17 protein-coding genes are annotated in these 22,454 nt (G+C 69.1%); 5 read left to right on the top strand and 12 right to left on the bottom strand.

Going from position 1 to position 22,454, the window contains the following annotated elements; genetic code table 11:
• The first annotated feature begins 26 nt into the window (after positions 1-26).
• Positions 27-851 carry an AraC family transcriptional regulator gene (locus MF406_RS11410; RefSeq protein ID WP_242893485.1) on the top strand — a complete coding sequence of 275 codons (825 nt, stop codon included), beginning with the start codon at positions 27-29 and terminating at the stop codon, positions 849-851.
• On the opposite strand, the gene MF406_RS11405 is transcribed toward MF406_RS11410, so the two are convergent.
• From MF406_RS11405 to MF406_RS11375, 7 genes are all read right to left on the bottom strand, one after another.
• Complete coding sequence (locus MF406_RS11405) at positions 824-1,792, bottom strand: aldose epimerase (RefSeq protein WP_242893483.1); 969 nt, start codon at positions 1,790-1,792, stop codon at positions 824-826. The genes MF406_RS11410 and MF406_RS11405 overlap by 28 nt on opposite strands.
• Positions 1,789-3,933, bottom strand: a complete 2,145-nt coding sequence (locus MF406_RS11400; RefSeq protein ID WP_242893481.1) for an alpha-galactosidase — start codon at positions 3,931-3,933, stop codon at positions 1,789-1,791. Before MF406_RS11400 ends, MF406_RS11405 begins: the two co-directional genes overlap by 4 nt.
• A gap of 2 nt (positions 3,934-3,935) precedes the next feature.
• On the bottom strand, positions 3,936-4,799 hold the full coding sequence (locus MF406_RS11395; RefSeq protein ID WP_242893478.1) for a carbohydrate ABC transporter permease: 864 nt from the start codon (positions 4,797-4,799) through the stop codon (positions 3,936-3,938).
• Positions 4,792-5,721, bottom strand: a complete 930-nt coding sequence (locus MF406_RS11390) for a carbohydrate ABC transporter permease (protein ID WP_242893475.1) — start codon at positions 5,719-5,721, stop codon at positions 4,792-4,794. The genes MF406_RS11395 and MF406_RS11390 overlap by 8 nt, the downstream gene beginning before the upstream one ends.
• Positions 5,718-6,989 carry a sugar ABC transporter substrate-binding protein gene (locus MF406_RS11385; RefSeq protein WP_242893460.1) on the bottom strand — a complete coding sequence of 424 codons (1,272 nt, stop codon included), beginning with the start codon at positions 6,987-6,989 and terminating at the stop codon, positions 5,718-5,720. Before MF406_RS11385 ends, MF406_RS11390 begins: the two co-directional genes overlap by 4 nt.
• Positions 6,990-7,013: 24 nt before the next feature.
• Positions 7,014-9,509 (bottom strand): glycoside hydrolase family 97 catalytic domain-containing protein, encoded by a 2,496-nt coding sequence (locus MF406_RS11380; RefSeq protein WP_242893446.1) that lies wholly within the window; start codon positions 9,507-9,509, stop codon positions 7,014-7,016.
• A gap of 214 nt (positions 9,510-9,723) precedes the next feature.
• Positions 9,724-12,234: a glycoside hydrolase family 97 N-terminal domain-containing protein gene (locus tag MF406_RS11375; RefSeq protein WP_242893443.1), complete on the bottom strand. Its 2,511-nt coding sequence runs from the start codon at positions 12,232-12,234 to the stop codon at positions 9,724-9,726.
• Positions 12,235-12,389: 155 nt separating this feature from the next.
• On the opposite strand from MF406_RS11375, the gene MF406_RS11370 reads away from it, so the two are divergent.
• On the top strand, positions 12,390-13,430 hold the full coding sequence (locus tag MF406_RS11370; RefSeq protein ID WP_242892089.1) for an IS630 family transposase: 1,041 nt from the start codon (positions 12,390-12,392) through the stop codon (positions 13,428-13,430).
• A gap of 218 nt (positions 13,431-13,648) precedes the next feature.
• Here the strand turns inward: MF406_RS11370 and MF406_RS11365 are convergent, their stop codons facing one another.
• A complete protein-coding gene (locus MF406_RS11365; protein WP_242893441.1) occupies positions 13,649-13,957 on the bottom strand; it encodes a sulfate permease in 309 nt (102 codons plus the stop codon).
• A 229-nt stretch (positions 13,958-14,186) separates the two neighbouring features.
• Entirely contained in the window at positions 14,187-17,738 is a 3,552-nt protein-coding gene (gene mobF, locus MF406_RS11360) for a MobF family relaxase (RefSeq protein WP_242893438.1), read from the bottom strand.
• Between the two features lie 59 nt (positions 17,739-17,797).
• Here mobF and MF406_RS11355 point away from each other — a divergent pair, with 59 nt between their 5' ends.
• From MF406_RS11355 to MF406_RS11345, 3 genes are read left to right on the top strand one after another with little or no spacing between them, the layout of a single operon-like run.
• A complete protein-coding gene (locus MF406_RS11355) occupies positions 17,798-18,394 on the top strand; it encodes a TetR/AcrR family transcriptional regulator (protein ID WP_256463888.1) in 597 nt (198 codons plus the stop codon).
• Positions 18,395-18,421: 27 nt separating this feature from the next.
• A complete protein-coding gene (locus tag MF406_RS11350; protein ID WP_242893432.1) occupies positions 18,422-19,189 on the top strand; it encodes an SDR family NAD(P)-dependent oxidoreductase in 768 nt (255 codons plus the stop codon).
• A complete protein-coding gene (locus MF406_RS11345) occupies positions 19,189-19,686 on the top strand; it encodes a DUF4442 domain-containing protein (RefSeq protein ID WP_242893429.1) in 498 nt (165 codons plus the stop codon). The genes MF406_RS11350 and MF406_RS11345 overlap by 1 nt, the downstream gene beginning before the upstream one ends.
• Here the strand turns inward: MF406_RS11345 and MF406_RS11340 are convergent.
• Genes MF406_RS11340 through MF406_RS11330 form a run of 3 tightly spaced genes read right to left on the bottom strand, consistent with a single transcriptional unit; the run spans position 19,683 to position 22,445 of the window.
• Complete coding sequence (locus MF406_RS11340; RefSeq protein WP_242893426.1) at positions 19,683-20,564, bottom strand: MurR/RpiR family transcriptional regulator; 882 nt, start codon at positions 20,562-20,564, stop codon at positions 19,683-19,685. The two genes, MF406_RS11345 and MF406_RS11340, sit on opposite strands and share 4 nt — an antisense overlap.
• A complete protein-coding gene (locus MF406_RS11335; RefSeq protein WP_242893424.1) occupies positions 20,561-21,430 on the bottom strand; it encodes an ABC transporter ATP-binding protein in 870 nt (289 codons plus the stop codon). The genes MF406_RS11340 and MF406_RS11335 overlap by 4 nt, the downstream gene beginning before the upstream one ends.
• On the bottom strand, positions 21,423-22,445 hold the full coding sequence (locus MF406_RS11330) for an iron ABC transporter permease (RefSeq protein WP_242893421.1): 1,023 nt from the start codon (positions 22,443-22,445) through the stop codon (positions 21,423-21,425). Before MF406_RS11330 ends, MF406_RS11335 begins: the two co-directional genes overlap by 8 nt.
• Positions 22,446-22,454 lie beyond the last annotated feature (9 nt).

Raw genomic sequence — 22,454 nt, 5'->3', positions numbered from 1 at the left:
GCTTCCGCGGGCAGCGGCTGGTCGTAGTGCCGCGCCCGGTCGTCGCGGACGCGCTGCGGCGACCGGTGACCAGGCGCCTGGCGGTGACGGATGCCGGCTACTACCCGCACGCGTCGGATCACCGGATGCGCCGCACGCGGGGAACCGCAGAGTACATCGTGATCGTCTGCGCCAGTGGCGCGGGCTGGGTGCGGCTCGGGCAGGAACTGCACCGGGTCGAAGCGCGCGAGGCGCTCGTCGTCCCAGCGACCGTCCCGCACGAGTACGGCGCCGACGACGGCGACCCCTGGACGATCTGGTGGGCCCACTTGGGCGGGACGGACGTCCCGGAGCTGATCGGGAGCATCGGGGTCACGGAGGCGAAGCCGGTGGTCGCCGTACGCGCCGTCGAGCGCGCCGTGGCACTCCTCGACGAGGTCGTGACCGCGCTCGAGCGCGCACCGTCACCGGCGAAGATGCTCGCCGCGGCAGGTGCGGCGTGGAAGCTGCTCACGCAGATCGCCGTCGACCAGCTCCTGCCCAAGCCGGGAGACCCGCTGCAGCGCGCCATGTCGTACCTGGAGGACCGCTTGGACGGGTCGATCAAGGTGCCAGAGCTCGCCGTGCTCGTGGGCGTGTCCCCGTCGCATCTGACGGCGATGTTCCACCGCGCCACCGGAGGGGGCGTGCTCGCGCACCACACTGCGTTGCGGATGGCGCGGGCGCGCCAGCTGCTCGACACGACGGATGCGACCGTCACCGAGATCGGGCGCGAGATCGGCTACACGGACGCGTTCTACTTCTCCCGGCAGTTCCGCCGACACCACGGTACGAGCCCGACCGACTACCGCGCCCGCGACTCCGCCGGCTGACGGCGGGGCTCTGCCTCCGCGGGCGTGCGGGGGGCAGCGCGGGAGAGGTGGATGCTCCATCCTGTGGTCCACGTCACGCCGGATTCGAGCCAGCGCAGTCCGGCGCCGTTGCGCAGCGCGTTGGGCGGCGCGGTCATCGGCTCGATCGCGATCGCCTCGCGCGCCCCGTCGTCCGCGGGCAGGGACTCGGTGATCCACAGCTGCGTGAAACGGTGGGCGGCGTCCGCAGTCAGGGTCACCCGGCGACCGTCCGGGGCGGTCAGGGTGTGCGCGAGGGCCTGGCCCGGGGCGCTGCTCTCGTAGGTCGCATGCCGCGGGCTGCGCGACACGAGCACGTCCTGCACGGTCCGGGCCACCCGCCCGACCGGCACATGGCGTTCGTCGAGGGGCCACGCGTGGTCAGCGTCCAGGCTCATCCGCAGCTGCGCGGTCGGCACATCGCCGATCCGCAGGTACGGGTGCGCGCCGAGGGCGACCGGAGCGGGCGCGGCACCGAGATTGCGCACGGTGATCGTCACGGCGATCCCGTGCTCGCGCAGCCGGTAGGAGACCGACAGGTCGAGCGCGAACGGGTACCCCTTCGTCTCGGCGATGGCGGTGTGAAGCGTGACGGCATCCCGGCGCCGTTCGGGCACCGTGAAGTCTGTCGCCGTGAGCAGGCCGTGGTTGGCGTGGCCGAGCTCGGGCTCGGTGACCGCCAGATGGTGTTCGTGTCCGTCCAACCACCAGGACGCGCCCTCGACGCGGTTGGGCCACGGCGCGAGGATGGCACCGGCCATCCCGGGCGGATCCGTCGTCCTCGTCGTGGGCTCGACCAGGTCGACATCATCCACGCGCAGCATCCGCAGCGCCGCCGCGCGTCGTGAGACGACCGCCGTGACGGAGTACTCCCCGGACTGACGCGACAACCTGATCAGCGCGAGGTCGTCGCGCGGGCTCATGTGAGGCCGTCGGTCGCGGTGACCTTCAGCAGCACCGAGCGGTCGACATCCAGGGACGGCGCCTCCACGCCATGCTCGGCGAGCACCGCACCGGGCAGGACGATGCCGCCGTCGACAAGCCACGGCGGTCGCTGCCCGACGGGGACCGCGTCAGTCACGACGAGCTCCTCGACGCGATAGCGGCGGGTCGGATCGAGCCCGGGCAGGCGCAGTCGGGGCGGCGGCCAGGCTGCCGGCCGCTGCAGGACGGCGAACTGGTACAGGCCCGCCCCGCGGTCCTGGGAGACGACGCCGTCGAGACGGGTCTCGGGCGGGGTGTCGGCGCGGACGACCGTGCCCTTGTGCAGCAACGGCCTCAGCTCCCGGTGGGTGTCCACCCACGCGCGGACGGCCGCGAACGTGTCGTCGTCGAGCCGGGTGAGGTCGAGTTCGACGCCGAGATGCCCCCAGAGCACGGTCGCGGCGCGGAACGCGAGCGGCGCGACCCGGTGCGTCGTGTGCGACTCCTCGGCACCGATGTGGGTGCCCTGCAGCTCCGGCGGCAGCAGCAGCGTCGTCCAGCGCTGGATGTCGATGCGCTCGTGCGGGTCGTTGCAGTCCGAGTCCCAGACGCGGTCGGTGTGCTCGAGAACACCGAGGTCGACGCGCCCGCCGCCGGAGGCGCAAGACTCGATCTCCAGCCCGGGGTGCGCGGCGCGCAGCTCGTCCATCATCCGGTACACCTGCTGGGTCTGGCGCCTGACCCCTGGTCGCCCGTCGGGGCTGTGACCGGTGTCGGTGAGGAACCGGTTGTGGTCCCACTTGATGTAGGCGATACCGAGGCGGGCGACCAGCTCGGAGATCCGGTCGCGGACCAGCGTGTAGGCGTCCTCGTGACCGAGGTCGAGGACGTGCTGGTAGCGGGAGGGCAACCCGGGCCCGTGACCGGCGTCGAAGACCCACTCCGGGTGCTCACGGGCGAGGTCGGAGTCGAGGTTGACCATCTCGGGCTCGAACCAGAGACCGAAGTCCATGCCGAGCTCGCGCACCCGTTCGGCCAGCGGCTCGAGCCCGGTCGGCCAGACCGCGGGGTCGACGGTCCAGTCCCCGAGAGAAGTGGTGTCGTCGCGCCGGCCGAGGAACCAGCCGTCGTCGACGACGAACCGCTCGGCCCCGAGGGCGGCACTGCGCTCGGCGAGGGCGAGCAACCGGCCGAGATCGTGGTCGAAGTACACCGCCTCCCACGTGTTCACGAGCACCGGTCGCGGCGTGGACGGATGGGCGGGCCGTGCCCGCAGGAACCGGTGGAAGCGGCCGGACAGCTCGTCCAGCCCCGCTCCCCAGGAACCGAAGAACCACGGGGTGGCGACCTCATCACCGGTACCGAGGGTGAGCTCGTCGGGCAGCAGCAGCTCACCGCCGCGCAGCATCCGGGAGCCCGCGGGGGTGCGTTCGGCCGCGAGCGTCTGGTTCCCGCTCCAGCCCAGGTGCGCCCCCCACACGTCGCCACTGCGGAACCCGAAGCCGCTCGCCCCGGCGAGCAGCACGGTGGGGGCGTCCAGCCCGGGCTTGCCGCCGCGGCTCTCGCGCTCCCACCGCCCGAGCGGGAACGGGTGCCGCTGCGGCACCCGCTCGTGCGCCCACCGGCCGGTGAGATCCAGCAGCTCGTCGGCGCGGTCGGGCACCGGCAGGGACAGCTCCAACCGGTCCACCCGGTACGCCGCACCGAGGTTGCGCAGCCGGGCACGCATACGCAGCAGCCCGCTGGGCTCGAGCCGCAGCTCGAGGGTCAGGTCCAGCTCGGACACGGCGTCGGCGGCCTCGACGGTCAGTGTCGCCGCCTCGTCGGGATCCTCATCGCGCACAACAGCGCCGGTGACGAGGAACAGCGGCGCCCAGGCGCGACCGTCCCGGGAGCCGGCGAGGCCGGGGGTTCCGAGCCATCCCTCCGCGAGCTGCGGGAGGACCGGCACAGGCTGGGGGTAGGTCACCGGGCTGTCGCCGATGGTGGGCCTAGTGGACAGCTCCAACGTGTTGAGCTCGTCGGGTGAGAGGGGTCCGAGGTCGCGTCCCCAGTGCAGGATGCGAGGCAACCGGTCCTCGGTGAGCGAGAGGACGACGCTGGTGTCGTCGCGTCGCAGATGAACGATCGGGGATGTCACGGTCAACCTTTCAGGCCGCTCGAGGCGATGCCGGCGAAGAACTGCCGCTGGAGGACGAGGAAGACCAGGACCAGCGGGATCGTGCAGATGATGGCTCCGGCCATGAGCGCCGGGTAGTCGGTGCCGAACTGCCCCTGCATCGCCGCGAGCCCGACGGGCAACGGCCTCGCACTTCCCGTCGGGGTGACGATGAGCGGCCAGAGCAGGTCGTTCCAGGAGTACAGGGACGTCAGCACGGCCAGCGCGGCGATCATCGGTCGCGCCATGGGGAGCATGACGCTCCAGAAGGTGCGGATGGGGCCCGCACCGTCCAGGCGCGCGGCCTCCTCGTACTCCTTGGGCATGGTGATGAACGCCTGCCGCATGAGGAAGGTCCCGAAGGCGGAGAAGATGCCCGGGATCGCGAGGGCGGGGACGGTGTTGAGCAGTCCGACGTCGCGGATGATCTCGAACTGGCCGAGCAGGAACAGCTGGCTGGGCACCATCAGCATCAGCAGGAAGATCACGAACAGCACGTTCCGGCCCGGGAAGCGCAGGCGGGCGAAGGCGTAGCCGGCGAGGGCCGCGACGAGGACCTGCCCGACGACACGCATCACGAGCGACGCCGCCGAGACGGCGAACTGGGCCAGGAACGGGACGGAGTCGAAGAACGTGCCGTATCCGCGCACGCTGGGCTCGTTGGGCAGGATCGTCGGTGGCAGGGAGGAGACCTCGGCGTTCGTCTTGAAGGACGCGAGGATCTCCCACACGAACGGCACGACCATGAGCGCGGCCGCGATGATGAGGATGACATGGATGCGCCATTCCCCGTGCCGGTTGGGCGCGCGCCGGTCCTGCCCGGCGGCGCGCACGCTGATGCTAGTCATAGACGACCCACTTCTTCTGCAGGCGGAACTGGATGGCGGTGGCGGCCATGATGATCAGCAGCAGCACCATCGCGATGGCGGCGGCATCGCCCTGGCGGAACTGCACAAAGCCGGCCTCGTAGAACAGGTAGACGATGGTCTTGGACCCGTCGATCGCGGTGTTGTTGACGCTGCCGAGCATGACGAAGACGAGGTCGAACATCTGCAGCGCGGAGATGACCGACAGGATCATCACGAAGAAGATCGTGGGACTCAGCAGCGGCAGGGTGATCGAGAAGAACTGCCGGATCCGCCCGGCGCCGTCCAGCGACGAGGCCTCGTAGAGGTCGAGGGGGATGCTCTGCAGGCCGGCGCCGAGGATGATGAGGTTGATGCCGAGGGTCATCCAGATCCCGACCACGGCGAAGGCGTAGATCGTGAACCGGTCGTCGGCGACCCAGTACTGGCCGGGGATCCCGAAGAGCGACAGGAACCAGTTGAACAGGCCGAAGTCACCGTTGAGGATGAACCGCCACACCATCCCGACCGCGACCGGCAGGGTCACCACAGGCAGGAAGAACAGCACCCGATAGATGCCACGCCCGCGGGAGACCTGCTGGATCAGGGCCGCGAGGACGATCGCGATCGGGATGCCGAGCAGCACCAGCCCGGTGTAGAGGCCGGAGTTGCGCAGCGCACGCCAGAACGCGTCGCTGTCCAGGAGCCGGGCGTAGTTGTCGACGCCGGTGAACTCGCCCGGGCCGAAGGCGGGCACGTTCTGGAAGCTCGTGAGGAAGGTCGAGGCGAACGGCCACAGGTACAGGACCGCGAGCCCGATCGTGGCGGGGGCGATCATGACGAACGCCCACCACTCGGTGCGGTGGGACAGGCCGGTGCGGCGGCGCTGAGGCCGCCGCACCGACTCTGGGGTCTGTGTGCTCATCGATCCGCGGCGAGGACCTCGTCGATGGCGACCGCGTACTGCTCGGCCGCCTCCTGGGCGGAGATCTCCCCGTTCCAGGCCGGCGTCAGGTACTGCGTCTGCAGGCCTTGCCACTCGGCGGCATTGCCCTGCACGGGCAGCGGGACGGCGTACTCGACGGCGTCGATGAAGACCTGCAGGTTCTCGAACTCCGGCATCGCATCCAGCCAGCCCTGCTGCGTGCCATTGAACGCGGGCAGGACAGCGCCGGTCTCGGCCTGGATCTGTGCGGCGCGCTCACCGCTGGCGAACAGCAGGAACTTCGCCACCTCTTCGGGGTGGTCGGTGCCGGCGAAGCCGACGTTCGCGATGCCGCTGGTGATGTTCGCCTGCCCGGCAGGACCGGTCGGCAGCGGCGCGACGTCGACGTTCGGGCGGAACTCCTCGTTGTTGTAGAACTGCAGCGCCCAGAACGAGCCGGACATGTACATCGCGACCCGGCCCTGCTCGAACATCGTCACGGCTTCGGTGTCGGAGAGCTGCTGCAGCGTGGGCGAGGAGCCGTCGGCCTGCAGGTCGGTCCAGAACTGGATGCCCTCGACAGCTTCGGGCGAGGCGATCTCGGCGGTCGTGCCGTCGTCGGAGATGACCTGGCCACCGGCCTGGTAGATCGTGTTGTAGTACCCGCCCTGCGGGTCGATCGGCGCGGCCACGCCCCACACGCCGTCACCGGTGAGCGCTCGAGCGGTCTCGCGGAAGTCCTCCCACGTCCAGTCCGGCGAGGGGTAGTCGACGCCGGCGGCGTCGAAGAGCTCCTTGTTGTACCAGACGCCGTTGGTGTCGAAGTCCTTCGGCAGACCGTAGATGGCGCCGTCGCCCTGGTCGTACAGGTCGAGCACCGCCTGCGGGTAGTCGGCCAGGTCGACGCCCTCGGACTCGATGGCGTCGGTGAGGTCGAGCAGCTGACCGCCCGAGGCATAGGGGCGGATCTGCTGGGCGAGCATCCAGAACGCGTCCGGGGCGGTGCCGCCCTGGGCGCCGGTCTGCAGCGTGGACCAGTACTGCGGCCAGGGCTGCTCCTGGACCTCGACGTTGATCCCGGGGTTCTCGTCCTCGAAGGCCGCGGCGATCGCCTCCATCGCCGGGGTCTGGGTTCCGGCCCAGACCCCGTAGGTGATGGTGACATCACCGCCGTCGCCGGTGTCTGCCGTATCGCCGCCGGAGCAACCGGCCAGGAGGGCGCCGGTGGTGATCAGGGCTGCGGTGACCAGGACTCTCTTGGTGCGCATAACTTGTTTCCTTTCTTCTCCCGGTCAACCCCGACCGGAGGTTCCCATCTGCTGTGATGTGGCGGTGACCCGGCCCAGGGCCCAGTCGACGTGCGCGACGGTGCCTTCTCGCGGCTCGGTGATGAGCTCGAGCACCCTGACGTCGGCAAGGTCGACGGCGATTGGCGCTGCGGGATGTCCTGCGTGCAGGTCGAGAGCCGTGAGCTGGATGCCGTCGGCGAGAACACGGGCCACCGCATCGGTGTCGGGCGTCTCGTCATCGATCCCCACTGCGACCGAGAGCCGCGCCGCTTCGCCGCCGAGGTGGATGACGACGCGCGACGGGCTGGACACGCCCAGGCCGGTGTCGTACTCGACACCGGCGACGCACATGCGCCGGCCGTCGCCGGGATTCCCGCCGCCGTTGCTCATGTCCCGCTCGACGGGTCCGCTCTCGTTCTCGAACGCGACGATCGCCAGCGCGGACAGCGCATGCTCTCCCGGCGTCAGCGGGGCGATGATCCGGGCGTGGGTGACGACCGGCACATCGGTGTCGGGCCGCTCGAGCGTGACGACCCCCACCTCTCCAGGAAGCACGATGTGGGGTGCACGGACGCGCCACCGTCCTGGCTCGACGCGCTCGGCGAGCCAGCCGGGCGCGGTGCGCACGGTTGCCCCGGGCTCGGTGCGCAGCTCGGCCGTCCCGTCTGAGGCGAGCGTCTGCACGGCGGGCTCGACGACGAGCGGCGCGCGCAGCGGGCGGGGCGCCGCGTCCAGGAGCGCTGCGCCTGCGGGGGCGAGGATGGCGGCGAAGCCGCCGTTGCCGGACACACGGACGGCGAGTTCTCCTGCGACCGCGTCGTGGCTGGCCGCCGTCAAGCCGCCTTCGGGGCCGTCGGAGACGATCCAGGCCTGCCAGGGACCGTCGCCGAGGCGCTCCAGGGGCACCGTCAGGGTGCGCGGGGCGCCCGTCGCGATGGCACCGATGAACCACCGGTCACCGGATCGGCGGGCGATGACCGCCTCGGTGTCGGGATCACCGGCCACAAGCCGCGTCTCGTCCCACGACGGCGGCAGCTCGGCGAGCAGGCGCGCCGCCTCGGGCCGGGAGCGGTAGGCGTCGACGTCGTCGGCGAAGTTCGTGATCCCGCACTCGTACGCGATCGCGAGGGCGAGCTCGTGCGCGTCGCTGGTCTCCCGGTCGGGGGCACCGAACGCGACGGGCGTGTAGTCCATGGCGCCGACGACGTTGCGCGTAAACGGTTGGATGACGTTGTGTGCAGCGGTCAGCGGCGTGCCCTGGTAGAAGACGTAGTACTCCGAGCCGCGGATCGCCTCATAGCCGATCACCTGCGGCCAGGTGCGCGCCCAGCCGCGCGGGATGACCGACCCGTGGAAGTTCACCATGAGCCCGAGACGCGCGGTCTCGGCGAGGATCGTATCGTACCAGCGGTAACGGTCCTTCGACTCTGACTCCATGAAGTCGACCTTGATCCCGGCCACGCCCCAAGAACGCCAGAGCTCGAGCCTGCGCAGCTTCGCAGGCCCGTCGAGATCGTGCCAGACCGTCCACAGATGCACCTGAATGCCGCGGCGGCTGGCGTATTCGACGATGGCGGGCACCCACACGGGGTCCCAGCCGCAGTCGATCAGCAGGTGCTCCCAGCCGAGCTCGGCGGCAGCGTCGACGAACCGCCGCTGATGGGCCAGCTGCGCACCGGAGTAGAAGTCCGACCACCATGACCAGGCCGCCCGACCCGGGCGCACCCACGCCGCGCTCTCGAGCGCCGGCGCCGCCGTGGGCGCGAGCTCGTCGATGAGGCGGGTCTCCACGACATCGGCCAGGTCACCGATCACGAGCACCCGCCACGGGGTCACCGGCCCGCGCGTGATCTCGACGCTCTCGTCAGCGAGCTGCACGCGGGCATCGCTCGCGTCGAGGTGGAGGTGCGCCCCGGTGAACCGCCCGTCGATCCCGGACTCGCTGAGGAGCACGTAACGACGCTCGGCGTCTTCCCCCGCTTCCCGCAGGAGCACGGGGAACCCGGTCTCCAGGTCGGCGGTGGGCAGGTCGATGCCGTAACGGGGCGTCTCGTACCAGGTCTGGTAGTCCAGCACCCACGCCCGGTCGAACCCCTCCAGGGGCACGGTCGTCAGGTCGGACTCGAGCCGGGCGTGACCCTGCAGCTCGTCCATGACATAGCGCAGCGCGATCCCGTCATGGGTCTCGCGGATGTGGAGCTGCCATTCCGTTCCCGAGGCGTGCCGGAGGCGGTGGACGGTGTGCTGGTGTGCGTACGCGTGCGGGCCGGTCGCCTTGCCACTCAGGGCGTTCCATGCGCCGGACGCGGTCGTATCCTGCGAGCGGATCAGATCGTCGTCGGTGCCGAGGTCCTGCCCGCCCACACGGATCCCGACGCCGATGCCCTGGATGATCGGGCGCTCACCGACCAGGATGTCGAGGACAGCGCGGCGGTCGTCGAATCGCAGCCGTGTCGTCGGCCCGGTCTGCGTCGTCGCGGGGGGTGCAGTGGTGACCACTATGTCTCCGTCAGAGGTTCCTGAACGTCTCGGCACGCCTTGTGCCTACCCTCGACGCTACCGGCGGACACAGACACTGGACATGGCCGATCGCCGCGTATCCCCTGGACGATCCGACGATCGATGGCGAGGTGGCGCGGATCCGGTGCGATGCCTGGGGAAACGGTGAGGGCTGTCGGGAGACGTGTGTCACCGACAGCCCCCACCTGGACGCTCAGCTGGTCACGTCGACCCGGTCGATGCCGATGTCCGCGGACGTGGCGTCCGCGAACCGGATCGTGCCAGGGCTGGCCCCGAAGGGCAGCCCGATCGTGACAGACGACACCGCGTCCGCCGAGCCGGTCGCATGGAGCGTGATCGTGCGAGCCGGGCCACCGTCGATGGACACATCGACGGTGGCGTCGACCGGGCTGGCGTAGTCGATCCGGACCGTGTGGTTTCCCGGTGCGGTGACGGACTGGTTCACGATCTCCAGCGCGCCCGCATCGAGGCCGTCGACGGCCTGACCTCCTGCGCACTCGGTGCAGGAGGTCGTGTTCGCCGTGCCGGTCAGCACATTCCCGGGGGCCTCCGCCTCGGTAGCGCGCGAGACGGTGAGGGCGTCGATGTCCGGACCGAACTCGGCCGGGTTGTCGAACGTGACGGAGTTGGAACCGGCCTGCAGCGGGACATCGATCGACCACGAGTGCAGGTACTCCCAGCCGCCCGAGTCGGGAAGTTCGAGGACCGGCTGCGCCGTCCCGTTCACGCTCACGCGGATGTCCCGGGGATCACCGGAGGTGTAGCTGAACGCGAGCCGGTAGGTGCCCGCCTCCGGCGCGTGCACGTCGGTGAACTCCACCGCGCCACCCTGGCCGAGGAACCCGACCTTCTGCCCGTTCGAGCATCCGTGGCAGTTGTCCACCGAGGCGCCACCGCTGAGGACGTTGCCGGTGTCCTCGGCCTCGTAGCGGACATCGTCGTGCCCGATCAACTCCAGCGGGGTCTTGGAGATGTGCACCGAGCTGCCGCCGGTGGCGATCATGGGCAACGCCAGGGTCGTCGCGCTCGTGACCTGCTGCGTGGACAGCTCCACGCGTCCGTCCGCGTCATCGGAGAAGATCGTCGCCGTGTACGTGCCGGTGTCGAGGAAGTCCAGCGGGACCGACGCAGTGCGCGCCGGGTCGGTCATCGCGCCGATGAACCAGTCCTCACCGCTGCGACGCGCGACCGTGATGTGATCTCCCGGGAAACCCTCGACCACATGCGACTCGTCCCAGACCGTCGGGACTGCGCGCATCAGATGCCGTCCGGCGAACTGCTCGTAGGCCGCCGCGGAGTCGGCGTAGTTGATCATCGCGGAGGTGAACACGATCGACTGTGCGAGTGTGTGCCCCTGGGTGAGGATCGCGTCATTCTGCGAGATCATCGTCGGCGTGTAATCCATGCTCCCCAGCGGCCCGCGCGTGAAGGGCAGCGTGGTGTCCAGGCGCGCGGTCGTGGGCGGCGGGTACTTGTAGTGCTCGGTCCCGGCGACCGCCTCGCTGGTCACCAGCCACGGCCAGGTGCGGTTCTCACCTCCCGGCTTGGTGCTGCCGTGCAGGTTGAGCATGAGCTCGTTCTCGCCGGCGGCGTCACCAATGGACTGATACCACTCCTGCACCTCCTGCGAGTCGTTCAGGAAGAAGTCGACCTTGAGCCCGGCGACCCCGTACGCCTTGTGCTCGGCGGTCAGGGGGCCCGCCAGCTCAGGTGTGGCGAAGGGCTCCGCGGTGACCCACGCGAAGATCTTCACCCCGCGCTGGGCGGCGTACTCGGAGATCTCGGGCAGGTCGACCTCCGGGGTGTAGCAGCAGTCCACCGTGACGTACTCCCAGCCCATGGAGGCGGCGAAGTCGACCATGCGCTTCTGCTTGTCCATGTCGGCGGCGCTGTCCTCGTCGGTGTACCAGGTCCATCCCGCACGGCCCGGCTGCACCCACTCCGGCGTCTCCGCGGCGGGAGGGTTGAGGTTCTGCACGAGGTCGGAGTTGTACAGCACGTCCAGGTCCTCGGCGACGATCGCCGTCCGCCACGGGGTCTGGAAGGGATACTCGGCGCTGATCGGGAAAGCTTGGTCGGGAGTACGGGTCACGTTCAGCAGCCCGGTGCCCGTCCCGTCGCCCTCGAGCATCGCCGGGGCGTAGCTCGCGTTCGCGTTGTAGACGTTCGCCTCGGTGATGAGAGTGAAGTACGCGTTGTTGTCGATGGAGGCGAGCAGCGGCATCGTGAAGTCGTCGCCGCTGTCGAGCGCGGCCGCGTCGCGGTAGATGTAGTCCTGCTCGTAGTTCCCGTTCCACGGTGCCGCCCAGCCGCCCGTGCCCGCCGGAAGCCGGAAGCCACTGATCTCGTCCGTGATCGTCGCTTCGCCGGTGCCGGGGAGCCGGTAGCGGTAGGCGACGCCGTCATCGTAGGCACGCAAGATCAGCTCCAGCGTCGCACCGCCCTTGGCGTACTCCAGGACCAGCTCGTTGGCGTGGTCACGGTAGCTCGGGTCGGTGCCCGCGGGCAGCGTGTACGTGTCGTCGATCGTGCTGCTGGACGAGCCGACGAACGACAGGCCGTCGGTGAAGTCCGCCGTGGTGGTGGCGATGCCGAGAGGAGACTCTTCGAAGATCGTCGTCGTGCCGGCGGTGACGGCGTACGTCAGCGACCCATCGGCCTGCTCAGTGATCGTGAGCTCGACCTGGCCGTCCGGAGAGGTCACAGTGCGAGTGGTCAGAGCCTGCGCAGGTGCTGCGCTCAGCCCGGCGAGGAGAACGCCGAATACCGCGGCGATGGCGATGGGACCGCGTCGTCCCGATCTACTAAGGCGGTCGTAAGTAGGTCGACTCCGGCGGCCTTTTCTGCCATAATGGTTCTATGCGCGACAACGACGGCCGGAAGCTGGACCACGCCACCTTGGAGCAGATGCGGTTCCGCGCGGTGGACGCGGTAGAGGCCGGGGCCCACCCGGAAGATGTCGCGAAGATGCTGGGGATGCACGCGAAAACGGTGTACGGGTGGTTGGCCAGAGCGCGTGAGGGTGGCCGGGATGCGTTGAAGGCCAAACCGGTCCCGGGTCGGCCACCAAAGCTGGACGGAAGCCAGCTGCGCCGGCTTTACACACTGATCGTCGGGACCAACCCGCGCCAGCTCCAGTTCGACTTCGAGCTGTGGACCCGGGCGATGGTGCGTGAGGTGATCCGGCGCGAGTTCGGGGTGCACCTGTCGGAGGTGTCCGTGGGCCGGTTGCTCAGGAAGCTCGGCCTGTCGCCCCAGCGCCCGCTGTGGCGGGCCTGGCAGGCCGACCCCGAGGCGGTGGAGCGGTGGAAGGCGGAGGAGTTCCCCGCGATCCGGGCGGCGGCCAAGGCCGAGGGCGCGACGGTGTACTTCGCGGACGAGGCCGGCATCCGCTCGGACTACCACGCCGGGACCACCTGGGCCCCGGTCGGGCGCACCCCGGTGGTCAAGGCCACCGGGGCCCGGCACTCCCTGAACATGATCTCCGCGCTCACCCCCGCCGGAAAGCTGCGGTTCGCCACCTACACCGGCTCCTTCACCGCCGACCAGTTCATCAGCTTCTGCAAGAAGCTGCTCGCCGACACCGGCCGCGACGGCGGCGGCGGGGTGTACCTGGTCGTCGACGGTCACTCCACCCACAAGGCCAAGAAGGTCAAGGAGTTCATCGCCTCCACCGACGGCCGGCTGAAGGTGTTCATCCTGCCCGCCTACTCACCACAGCTCAACCCCGACGAGTGGGTCTGGAAGAACGTCAAGCACGACCGCGTCGGGCGCACCGCCCCACGCACCGCCGAGGAGTTCAAGAGCAACGTCATCGCCGCGCTCCACCGCCTCCAGAAACTACCGCACCTGGTACGCGGGTTCTTCGCCGATCCAGATCTCCGCTACATCACCGCATAACGGACCGGAGTCGACTTACTTACGTTCTCCTTAGTATGTAGCATCAATGCTCCCTAGATGATCCCGGGAGCCGGGTGCCCCCGGAGTGCTATCGACGCTAGTTCGACAGGTCTCCGGCGGAAACGGCCAGACCTACGCGATCCCTGGACAAATCGCCTACGTGAATGCACGACCAGGGCAGGGTGTCGGCATCCGAGCAGTGCTCCGCCGGTGCTCGCTCAGGGCCGAGAGACCGCCACAGCGCCGGAGAGTCGCTCGGCGCGCAGGTCCCGGCGACGTGCACGTCGCTCGGTGATCCGGGCGCGGATCAGGAGGATGGCGCTGATGGGGCCGAAGAGCAGGAACTTGAGTGCGTTCCACAGGCAGATGGCGAAGACCAGGTAGAGCCAGGGCGACCAGCCGCGCTCGACGAGCGTGACGCAGGTCGCGGCGGCGAAGAGGTAGACGAGGGCGAGGCCCATCGCGGGCACGCCCCACTTGAGTCCGCGGCGGGTGCGGAGCTTGGCGAGCAGGATGTTGGTGGGCATCCGGCGGCGAAGGAACGCGCGTGTACGGACGCTCAGCGCCCAGAGATTGCGGAACAGCATCAGGGTCCTCGATTCCAGCACAACCAACGGTCGGTGCGGCCTGGTCCTGTGCATGGTGAGGTCCCCTGGCGGGGTCTGCGTCGCCCGACCACTGGGGTCGAACTCGGCCAACTATTGTCCTGCCGCTACCAGCAGGATACGCCGGAGGCCGGACATCCGGTAGAGGGTGTCAGAGCGTGCGCCGCACGGGCGCTTGCGTCAGCGTCCCAGAGGTGTCCGGGCGGTCATCCGAACTGTGGAGTGCGTCGAGCGCGTTAAGGGCGCGCTGGTAGTCGATGCGCTGAGCGTCCGCGTCGGGGATGGTGCCCAGAGGGCTGTGCGCGGTGATCGCGTAGCGGTCCCGATAGGCGGCGACGATGGCCAGCAGCTGGATCTCGCGCTCTCCGAGCTGTTTCGCTGGCACAGTGGCGATCAGGGCCGCTGCCCAGGAGCCGCTGTCGGCAGCGGCTCCACGTGCGAGGGTTTGCGCTCGGTCGGTGATGAGCTGCTCGCGTTCGGCGAGCGCGCGGCGCATCTCGGGGTCCATCGACCCGGTGGCCTTGGGGACGATGCCGGCGATGAGCTGGCGGCGCCGGGCCGACGGGGTGAAGCGACTGGCGGCGCGCTGCATCCGGAATCGAAGGATCGAGCCCAGGTCGTCGACGTCGTCGAGGTTGCCGGCCTGGACCACCTGCGGCAGCAGGGTGTCGACGTCGTGCCCTTCGGCGTCGAGACGGCGCAGCTCGGTCGAGAGCACACCGTAGGCGTCGGTGGTGACGAGCGCGTCGATGCGGGCGTCGTCGAGACCGCCGGTGCGCAAGAGCCCCAGCCATCGGTCGTGCTGCGCGGACTGTGCGATGGTGTCGTACTCGGCCGCGAGCTGGCGGATCGATGCCCACTCGTCCTGCTCAGCGGTGATCGTTTCGTGGGCGGACAGTTCGGCGCCGGTGTGCTGGAGGATCCCGTAGAGGATGGATCGTGCGGTGTTCTGCAAGTCGTCACGGTGCTGGTGCTGCTCGACGTGGTGCTGGTCGGTCACGACGTAGGCACTGTTTGCTTCTCGGCCCCGGGTGAGGGCGACGTAGAGCGCTTCGCGGGTCATCTCGGGGCTGGAGACGACGGCGTGCGCGGTGTCGACGGTGGCGCCTTGTGCGCGGTGCGCCGTGATCGCGTAACCGAGATCGACGTGCTCGGCGACGTACCCGGCGGGAAGAGTGATGGTGCTGCGCCACCGGGAGCTCTCTCGCCGAACGGTGAGGGAGCCGTCGTCGGCTGTGTCGGTGACGATCCATCGGTCGTTGTTCTTCACCCACCCCCGGCCGAGGGCGAGACGGCGATCGTTCCGGCGAGTGATGACCACGTCGCCGGTCGATGCGTGAGTCCCGTCATGCAGAGGGACTCCGCCGTCAGCGACGGTCCCGGCGAGGATGCGGTCCGAGCGGGCTCGCTCGTTCAGGTCGGTCACGGTCTCGATCGTCTCTGCGATCAGCACCGACGCCTTTCCGAGCTGCAGGTCTTGAGACCAGGCGTGGTAGGCGGCGTCGAGCACGTGGTCGTGTTCACCGCCTGTGACGCGGTCGTGCTCCATGTACGCGTCGATGGCGTCAGCGTCGCCCAGCCGCAGCTGCAAGGAAGCGCGCTTCTCCCAATCGTTGCGGAAGCGCCGCACGTCCAGCAGCTCCGGGGCGTCGTCCCGGTCGCGCACGAGCATTCCGAACGCGCCGCCGGCATCCACGGCCTGGAGCTGGGCGAAGTCGCCGACGAGGAGCACCTTGGCACCGACCTCCCCGGCATGGGCGGTGATGCGGTCGAGCGCGAACGTGCCTGCCAGGGATGCCTCGTCGATGATGACCAGTTGCCCGGCGCGCAGATCCCACCGTCCTCGAGCATGCTCGTGCAGCCACTTGGCGGTGTTCTCGGTCTGCACATCGAGCTCCTCGCCCAGGATGGCGGCGGCGGCCGCGGAGGGGGCGAGGCCGATCACCGAGCCTTTGCCGTACCGGGTCTCCCATGCGTGGCGCAGTGCCCGCATCGTGGTGGTCTTGCCTGTCCCGGCGGGTCCCACGAGCACGTCGAGGAGCCGTCCGGACACGGCGACCTTCCCGATCGCGTCCTGCTGATCGGCCCCGAGCGCGCGCCGCCCGGGTCGTCGTGGACGTGCGGCACGGGCGATCAGCCCCAGGTCCAACGTGGGCGCCTTCCTCTGTTGCCCTGCCAGGCGGAGACGTTCTTCTGCCGCGAGAACGCTCTCGGAGGAGAAGATGACCGAGGCCTTCGGGCGGAAGACGCTCGACCCGTCGTGGCGCTGGAACTCCCGAGGACTGCTTGCCAGTTCGGGCGGGGTCAGCCACAGCGATGATGCCTCGGCCGCGTCCACGATCAGCGAGACAACCGCGTCCCGGTCTGCTGCGGATGCGAACCGGTACGGCATCGTCTGCCGCACCGCCTCGGCATGGAGGTTCCACCGCCGCCAGGTCGCCCGCCGCTGCGCGACCTGCTCGACGACCTGACCGCCGAGCTCCTCGAGACGCTCGAGCGGGAGGTCATCGGCACGAAGAAGCGGCTCGCCGATACCGGTCTCGGCGAGATCGCGCCCCCAGGCCACAGCTTCGGTGCCGAGCACCCGGTCGGCGCGATTTCGCCACTGCCGGGTCAGTTCCTGCAGCGAGTACAGCTCCTTCGGTGGCCGCGTCTCGAGCGTCGCCTGCTGCCGGATCTGCCACAGCTGTGCCCGGGATGGCTGGCGCCCGTGCTTGGCCGTGTACTCCTCGACCAGACGGTTCTTGACCCGCTCAATGTCCTTCGTGCGCGACGAGAACTCGTCCATCAGTTCCTGCGGGACGCCCGCGATCTCCCACCGGGGCATCCGTCCGGACTCGCGGTCGCGGGACTCCCAGGACAGAGCGAGGAGGCGGGTGATGTGATCGGACAGGACGGCGTTGTAGTGCTCGGACAGCCCCGTGACGGCGCCATGCAGGGCTCGAGAGTCGAGGGTGCGCCACTTGCCGTCGTGCACTCCCTGCACCCGGTTGGCGACCACGACATGGGTATGGAGTTGAGGGTCTGATGCCCGGGAGTCGTAGTGGTCGTACGCAGCGGCGACGACACCGCGGACCTCGACCTGCGCGACCGCGCCGCGCGGACCCTCAGTCCCGATCCTCGTCATGGCGACGTCGCGTTCGATGAGGTCGAGGACGTCTTTCATCGCCTGGTGGTGGGCCTGGGCGATGAGCGCCTGCGTGCCGGCGTCGCTGATCGCCCAGAGGGTGGAGACGGACTTGGGTGCGGAGAAGGTGAGATCGAACCCCGCCACTGGGGAGCCGGTCGGCTTGGCGGTTTCCTCCGCCGTGATGGATGCGATGTGCGTCGCTCGCTCGGCGTCCCCGAGGTCCTTGGGGAGCCGGTTGATTCGTCGCTCGATCCGCTGGTCAGCCGTCGCGAACTGCCGGTAGGGACGCCCGAGCAACTCGCCGGTGTCGGGGTGCTGGCCGCGGCCCATCAGCCGGCACAGCTGCTCTTCGGAGACCTGATCGTCCTGTGCCAGCGTCTCCAGTCCAGTCACCCCTGTGCCGACCCAGAAGCCAGGAGGCGTCCCGGCCTCCGTGTAGTACCGCGTGAGCGCGGACGCCGCGTCCCTGTCACCGTCCCCGACCACAACGGAGTTCAGCAGGTACCGGTAGCCCTGACCCGCACTCATCACCCGGATGGACACCGTCACATCGAGCAGGTGCGCGACCTGCATGGCAGAAGCCGGTCAAACAGTTCCTTACAGGTGTTAGGAAAATACCGTAGGCTTTGGAGATGCAACGGAGCCAGCAAGGCGCGAGGGCAGTCGACCCGCGGCCTGCCCGGACGCGGCAAGCGATCTACCGGGCTGTTGCTGAGCTCAGCGAGTCCGGATCCGAGGAGATCTCTGTCGCTGCGATTGCGCGTCATGCTGGTGTGAGTCGCCCGACCTTCTATGCCCAGTTCTCAGGACTGGACGAGCTCACGGTGGTGATGCTGTCGGAGTCGCTGCAAGAGATGCACGGCGTCCAGCCGAGGGCCTCGGTGCGCGCCACCATCGGAGAACTCGTGACTCACATCGATGCACGGCGCAGTTTCTACCGAGCTTCTCTGGACTGGCCCGTGAGCGGCCGCGCCCACGAGGCAGTGGTCGATGCTCTCGCCGAACAGCTTCTGCCAGCGATCGCACGCTCGCCTGAGTCGGACGAGCGGAATGTCCAAGACCTGGCCCACTTTCTGGCGGGCGGAACGATCTCGGCCCTGACGAGCTGGCTTCGGCAGGCCCAGCCCTTGTCGCCGGAAGTAGTGGCAGAACGGCTGAGCGCGCTCCTGCCGCTGTGGGGCCTCGACGACGTCGAACAAGAGCACGGATCGAACGCAGCACGAAGGTGAAGTCCACCTTGGAAAGGAAGAGCAGACATGGGCAGGTTGAGCGGGAAGGTAGCGATCATCACGGGCGCCGCGAGCGGCATGGGCCTGGCTGGCGCCCAACTCTTCGCGAGTGAGGGAGCAACGGTGGTGCTCACCGACGTGGCGGCTGAAGCGCTGAGTCGTGAGACGGAGGCCATTGTCGACGCAGGTGGGCAGGCAACCAGCGTCCTCCTTGACGTAGCCGATGCTGCATCCTGGTTGAACGTGCTCGACCACACGCTGAAAGCCTTCGGCGGAGTAGACGTCCTCGTCAACAACGCGGGGATCCAGATCGCCAAGGGAGTGCTCGAGGCTGAGCTCGACGACTGGAACAAGGTGCTCGGCGTGAACACCACAGGGGTCTGGTTGGGCATGAAGGCCGTCCTCCCGCACTTCCAACAGCACGGTGGCGGATCGATCGTGAACGTGTCCTCCATCGGTGGGATCATCGGCGGCCTTGCCGACGGTGGTGGCGCTGCATACTCGGCTTCCAAGGGTGCTGTTCGGTCGCTGACCAAGCACGCCGCTCAGTGGTTCGCGAAAGACAACGTGCGCGTGAACTCGATCCACCCGGGTGCCGTGTACACCGGCATGGCCGCCGGACTCGGCTACACGAAGGAGTCGATCAGTGAGCAGTACGCGACGGAGATCCCTCTGCCACCGCACGTCGGCGATCCGATCGACATCGCCTATGGGATGCTGTATTTGGCATCGGACGAATCGAAGTACGTGACTGCTGCTGAGCTCGTCATCGACGGTGGCTGGAGTACCCACTAGTGACCACGCACGATCCGACGAGTCAGTCAGAGGGCTCTGGAGCCGAGGCCTTGATCGCAGAGGCTCTCGGCTCGCGAGTACCGTTCGCCGATCATGTCGGGATCGTCTTCACGAACACCTCCACGGATCATGCCGAGGCCGTGCTCCGTGACTCGCCGGAGACGAGGAACCACGTCGGGAGCCAGCACGCGGGCGCCCTGTTCACGCTCGGTGAGGCTGCCAGCGGTGCTGCGGTGATCGGCATCTTCGGGACGGAACTGTCGGGTCTGCGTCCGCTGACTACTGATGCGCGGATCAACTATCGAGCGTTGGCCCGTGGCGTGATCCGTGCCGACGCCCGGCTCGCCCAGCCGTCAGGCGAAGTACGGGACGGCCTCGCATCGGAGGGGCGGGCAGCCTTCGAGGTCTCCGTCGTGATGACCGATGCCCACGGCGTCACCGTGGCAGAGATGACGGTCACCTGGCTGGTGAGTCGACCGCGTGCCGGCCGAGCCTAGTTCGAGGACTCGTCGGTGATGCTGCGCCGGAGCTCGGCGAGACGGCGGCTCGCATCGGCACTACGCGGCGGCTCGGACGCGGCGACCACCACCGCAAGCAGCTCAGCGAGCTGGACTGCTGCGATCGTCCACCGCGCGAGCTCAGAGGCGGTGCCGACGCAGCGGAGCACGGCGAAGACGTCGTGAGCGTGCTGTTCTGCCAGCTGGGTGCCGGTGACGAGGATGAGCCGCACGCCGGCGGCCTTGGCCCACGAGATAAGCCCGGAGAACTCGCGCATGGGGCGGGCGGCGTGGAACAGGACGATGACGTCGTCCGGGCGGACCCCGAGCAGTTCGTTCGCGAGGTCGAAACCCGTCGCTCGGGTCCACCTGGCCGGATGGCCGGCTCGGGTGAGCTGGTCGGCCAGATGCAGTGCCGCAGCTCCCGAGGTGCCGATGCCCACTGTCCAGACGGTCTGGGCCGCCCGGATTGCCGCTCTCGCACGGTCCAGAGCCGCGAGGTCGAGGAGCTGTTCGTTGTCGTCGAGCAGTTCGCGCATCGCGTCGTGGAAAGCACCAGCGACCCCGTGCAGGTCATCACCGAGCGCCGTCAGGTGAGCGTCCAGCCGCTCTGCGCGTGAGGTCTCGAGCTTCCGCGCACGGCTCGCAACTCGTTTCAGCTCAGGGAGCCCGGAGAATCCCAGGCTCCGTGCCGTACGGATGACGCTCGCATCGCTCGTGCCGGTGGCCGCGGCGATCTGACTCGCCCCGAGGAACGGCAGCTCCTCCGAGGCGACGCCGAGGAGGTACTCAGCGATCGTGCGCTCGGCGCGCGGGAGCTTCGCGCCGTGCGTTCTCATCCGCTCCTCGAGGACGTTGCCGTGGGCGAGTTGGCTCATGGTGTGCTGACCTCCCTGCCCGCCAGCGTATCGACGACCCCGGTGGATGCTGCGCCGGCGTGCGCCGTGCGCGGCACCGGCAGGCAGAGCGGGGCGCCGGTGACGGGATGGTCGAGCACCACCGATCCGACGCCGAACACGTCCTGGACAAGCTGCTCGGTGAGGACGTCTCGCGGACTGCCCGCGGCATGCACGTGTCCGTCGTGCAGGGCGACGACATGGTGGGCGAAGTGGGCAGCGTGGTTGAGGTCGTGGATGACCATGACCACCGTGGTGCCCCGGTTGGTGTTCAGGTCGGCGAGCAGGTCGAGAACCTCGAGCTGGTGCGCGATGTCCAGGTAGGTGGTTGGCTCGTCCAGCAGCATGACCGGGGTGTCCTGCGCCAGGGACATGGAGATCCATGCTCGCTGGCGTTGCCCGCCCGAGAGCGTGTCCAAGGGACGGTCGGCGAGTTCCTGCAGGCCGGCGGCGGCCAGAGAGCGGTCCACGATGTCGCGGTCCTGACTGGTCTGGCGAGACAGGAAGCCGCGGTGCGGGTGCCGGCCGAACTCGCTGAGACCCCGCACCGTGATCCCTTCGGGCGCGACGGGCTGCTGCGGCAGCATGGAGACGGCCCGCGCGATGCGGCGTCGCGGGACGTGACGCAGGTCCGTCCCGTCGAGGAGCACCTGCCCGCCCAGCGGCTCGAGCGCGTTGCCGAGCGTGCGAAGCAGGGTGGACTTGCCACTTCCGTTGGCGCCGATGAGCGCGGTGATCTTCCCGGGAGGGATCTGCAAGTCGACGTTTTCGAGGATCGCGGCGCTCGCGCGGTATCCGACTGTGAGGCTGCGAGCTTCGATGAGGGGCGCAGTCGTCGTGTCATCCATGTCGTCTGGCCTCTCTGAGCAGAAGGAAGAGCAGGTAGGGTCCACCCGCGATGGCTGCGACGATGCCGGCGGGAATCTCGTTGGGAAGAGCGATGATTCGGCCCGTGAGGTCGGCGAGCACGAGCAGCGCAGCTCCCAGCAGCGCGGCGGCAGGGACGAGCCACCTCGCTCGTGCACCGACGAGGAGCCGGGCCAAATGCGGGGCGAGCAGTCCCAGGAAGCCGATGCCGCCCACGGCGACCACAGCGCCGGCGGAGAGCACGACGGCGGTGACGACGAACAGCGCACGGTTGCTGGCGGGCGCGACGCCCAGACTGCCTTGTGTGTCGTCGTCGAACGCGGCCAGGTCGAGCCTGGAGGCGCACACGATGATCAGCGGAACACAGCAGGTCGCCCAGATCGCGAGGAAGACCACATCGTTCGGCGTGCTGCCGTAGACGCTCCCCGCGAGCCACACCATCGCCTGATCCGCGTAGCTGGGGAAGACCACCATGAGGTACTGGATGGCCGCTCCGGCGAGCGCGGCGATGGCGATACCGACGAGGGCAAGGGTGGCACCCCGGCTCCCGACGAGCCGGGCGATGCCCAGCAGGAGGACGGTGACCAGGGCAGCTCCCGCGACGACGCCGAGCGGCACGGCGAGCCACAGCACGGCAGGGGGCGTCAGGACGGTTGCGACCATGGCCCCGAGGCCCGCTCCCTTGGTCACCCCGACGACGTCAGGAGAGGCAAGGACGTTGCGTACGGCGGACTGCAGGAAGACACCGGCGAGGGCGAGCATTGCCCCGGCGAGGACGGCGACGCCGATGCGCGGCATCCGGTACTGCTGCACGATGAACGACTGCTCGCCACCCAGGAGCCCGCCGAGCACAGTCGTGGGGCTCAACGCGACCGCACCGAAGCCCGCACTGGCGAGAGTGAGGCCGACAAGCGCCACGACGAGCAAGGCGATCACCACGGCGCGGCGCGTGGCGCCGTTGGATCGTTCGCTGCGGACCGGCTCGGTGATGGCCACAGGGGTCGG

The sequence above is a fragment of the Georgenia sp. TF02-10 genome (genome assembly GCF_022759505.1).
Taxonomy (GTDB): domain Bacteria; phylum Actinomycetota; class Actinomycetes; order Actinomycetales; family Actinomycetaceae; genus TF02-10.
Note: the sequence above shows the minus strand (reverse complement) of the source record. Positions and strands in the feature narration are given on the sequence as shown.

Excerpts from the sequence above, each read along its gene's own strand:
- MF406_RS11385 (WP_242893460.1), bottom strand. The coding sequence starts at position 6,989 with ATGCGCACCAAGAGAGTCCTGGTCACCGCAGCCCTGATCACCACCGGC.
- MF406_RS11365 (WP_242893441.1), bottom strand. The coding sequence starts at position 13,957 with ATGCCCACCAACATCCTGCTCGCCAAGCTCCGCACCCGCCGCGGACTC.
- MF406_RS11335 (WP_242893424.1), bottom strand. The coding sequence starts at position 21,430 with ATGGATGACACGACGACTGCGCCCCTCATCGAAGCTCGCAGCCTCACA.
- MF406_RS11395 (WP_242893478.1), bottom strand. The coding sequence starts at position 4,799 with ATGACTAGCATCAGCGTGCGCGCCGCCGGGCAGGACCGGCGCGCGCCC.
- MF406_RS11405 (WP_242893483.1), bottom strand. The coding sequence starts at position 1,792 with ATGAGCCCGCGCGACGACCTCGCGCTGATCAGGTTGTCGCGTCAGTCC.
- MF406_RS11340 (WP_242893426.1), bottom strand. The coding sequence starts at position 20,564 with ATGAGCCAACTCGCCCACGGCAACGTCCTCGAGGAGCGGATGAGAACG.
- MF406_RS11390 (WP_242893475.1), bottom strand. The coding sequence starts at position 5,721 with ATGAGCACACAGACCCCAGAGTCGGTGCGGCGGCCTCAGCGCCGCCGC.
- MF406_RS11370 (WP_242892089.1), top strand. The coding sequence starts at position 12,390 with ATGCGCGACAACGACGGCCGGAAGCTGGACCACGCCACCTTGGAGCAG.
- mobF (WP_242893438.1), bottom strand. The coding sequence starts at position 17,738 with ATGCAGGTCGCGCACCTGCTCGATGTGACGGTGTCCATCCGGGTGATG.
- MF406_RS11350 (WP_242893432.1), top strand. The coding sequence starts at position 18,422 with ATGGGCAGGTTGAGCGGGAAGGTAGCGATCATCACGGGCGCCGCGAGC.
- MF406_RS11355 (WP_256463888.1), top strand. The coding sequence starts at position 17,798 with ATGCAACGGAGCCAGCAAGGCGCGAGGGCAGTCGACCCGCGGCCTGCC.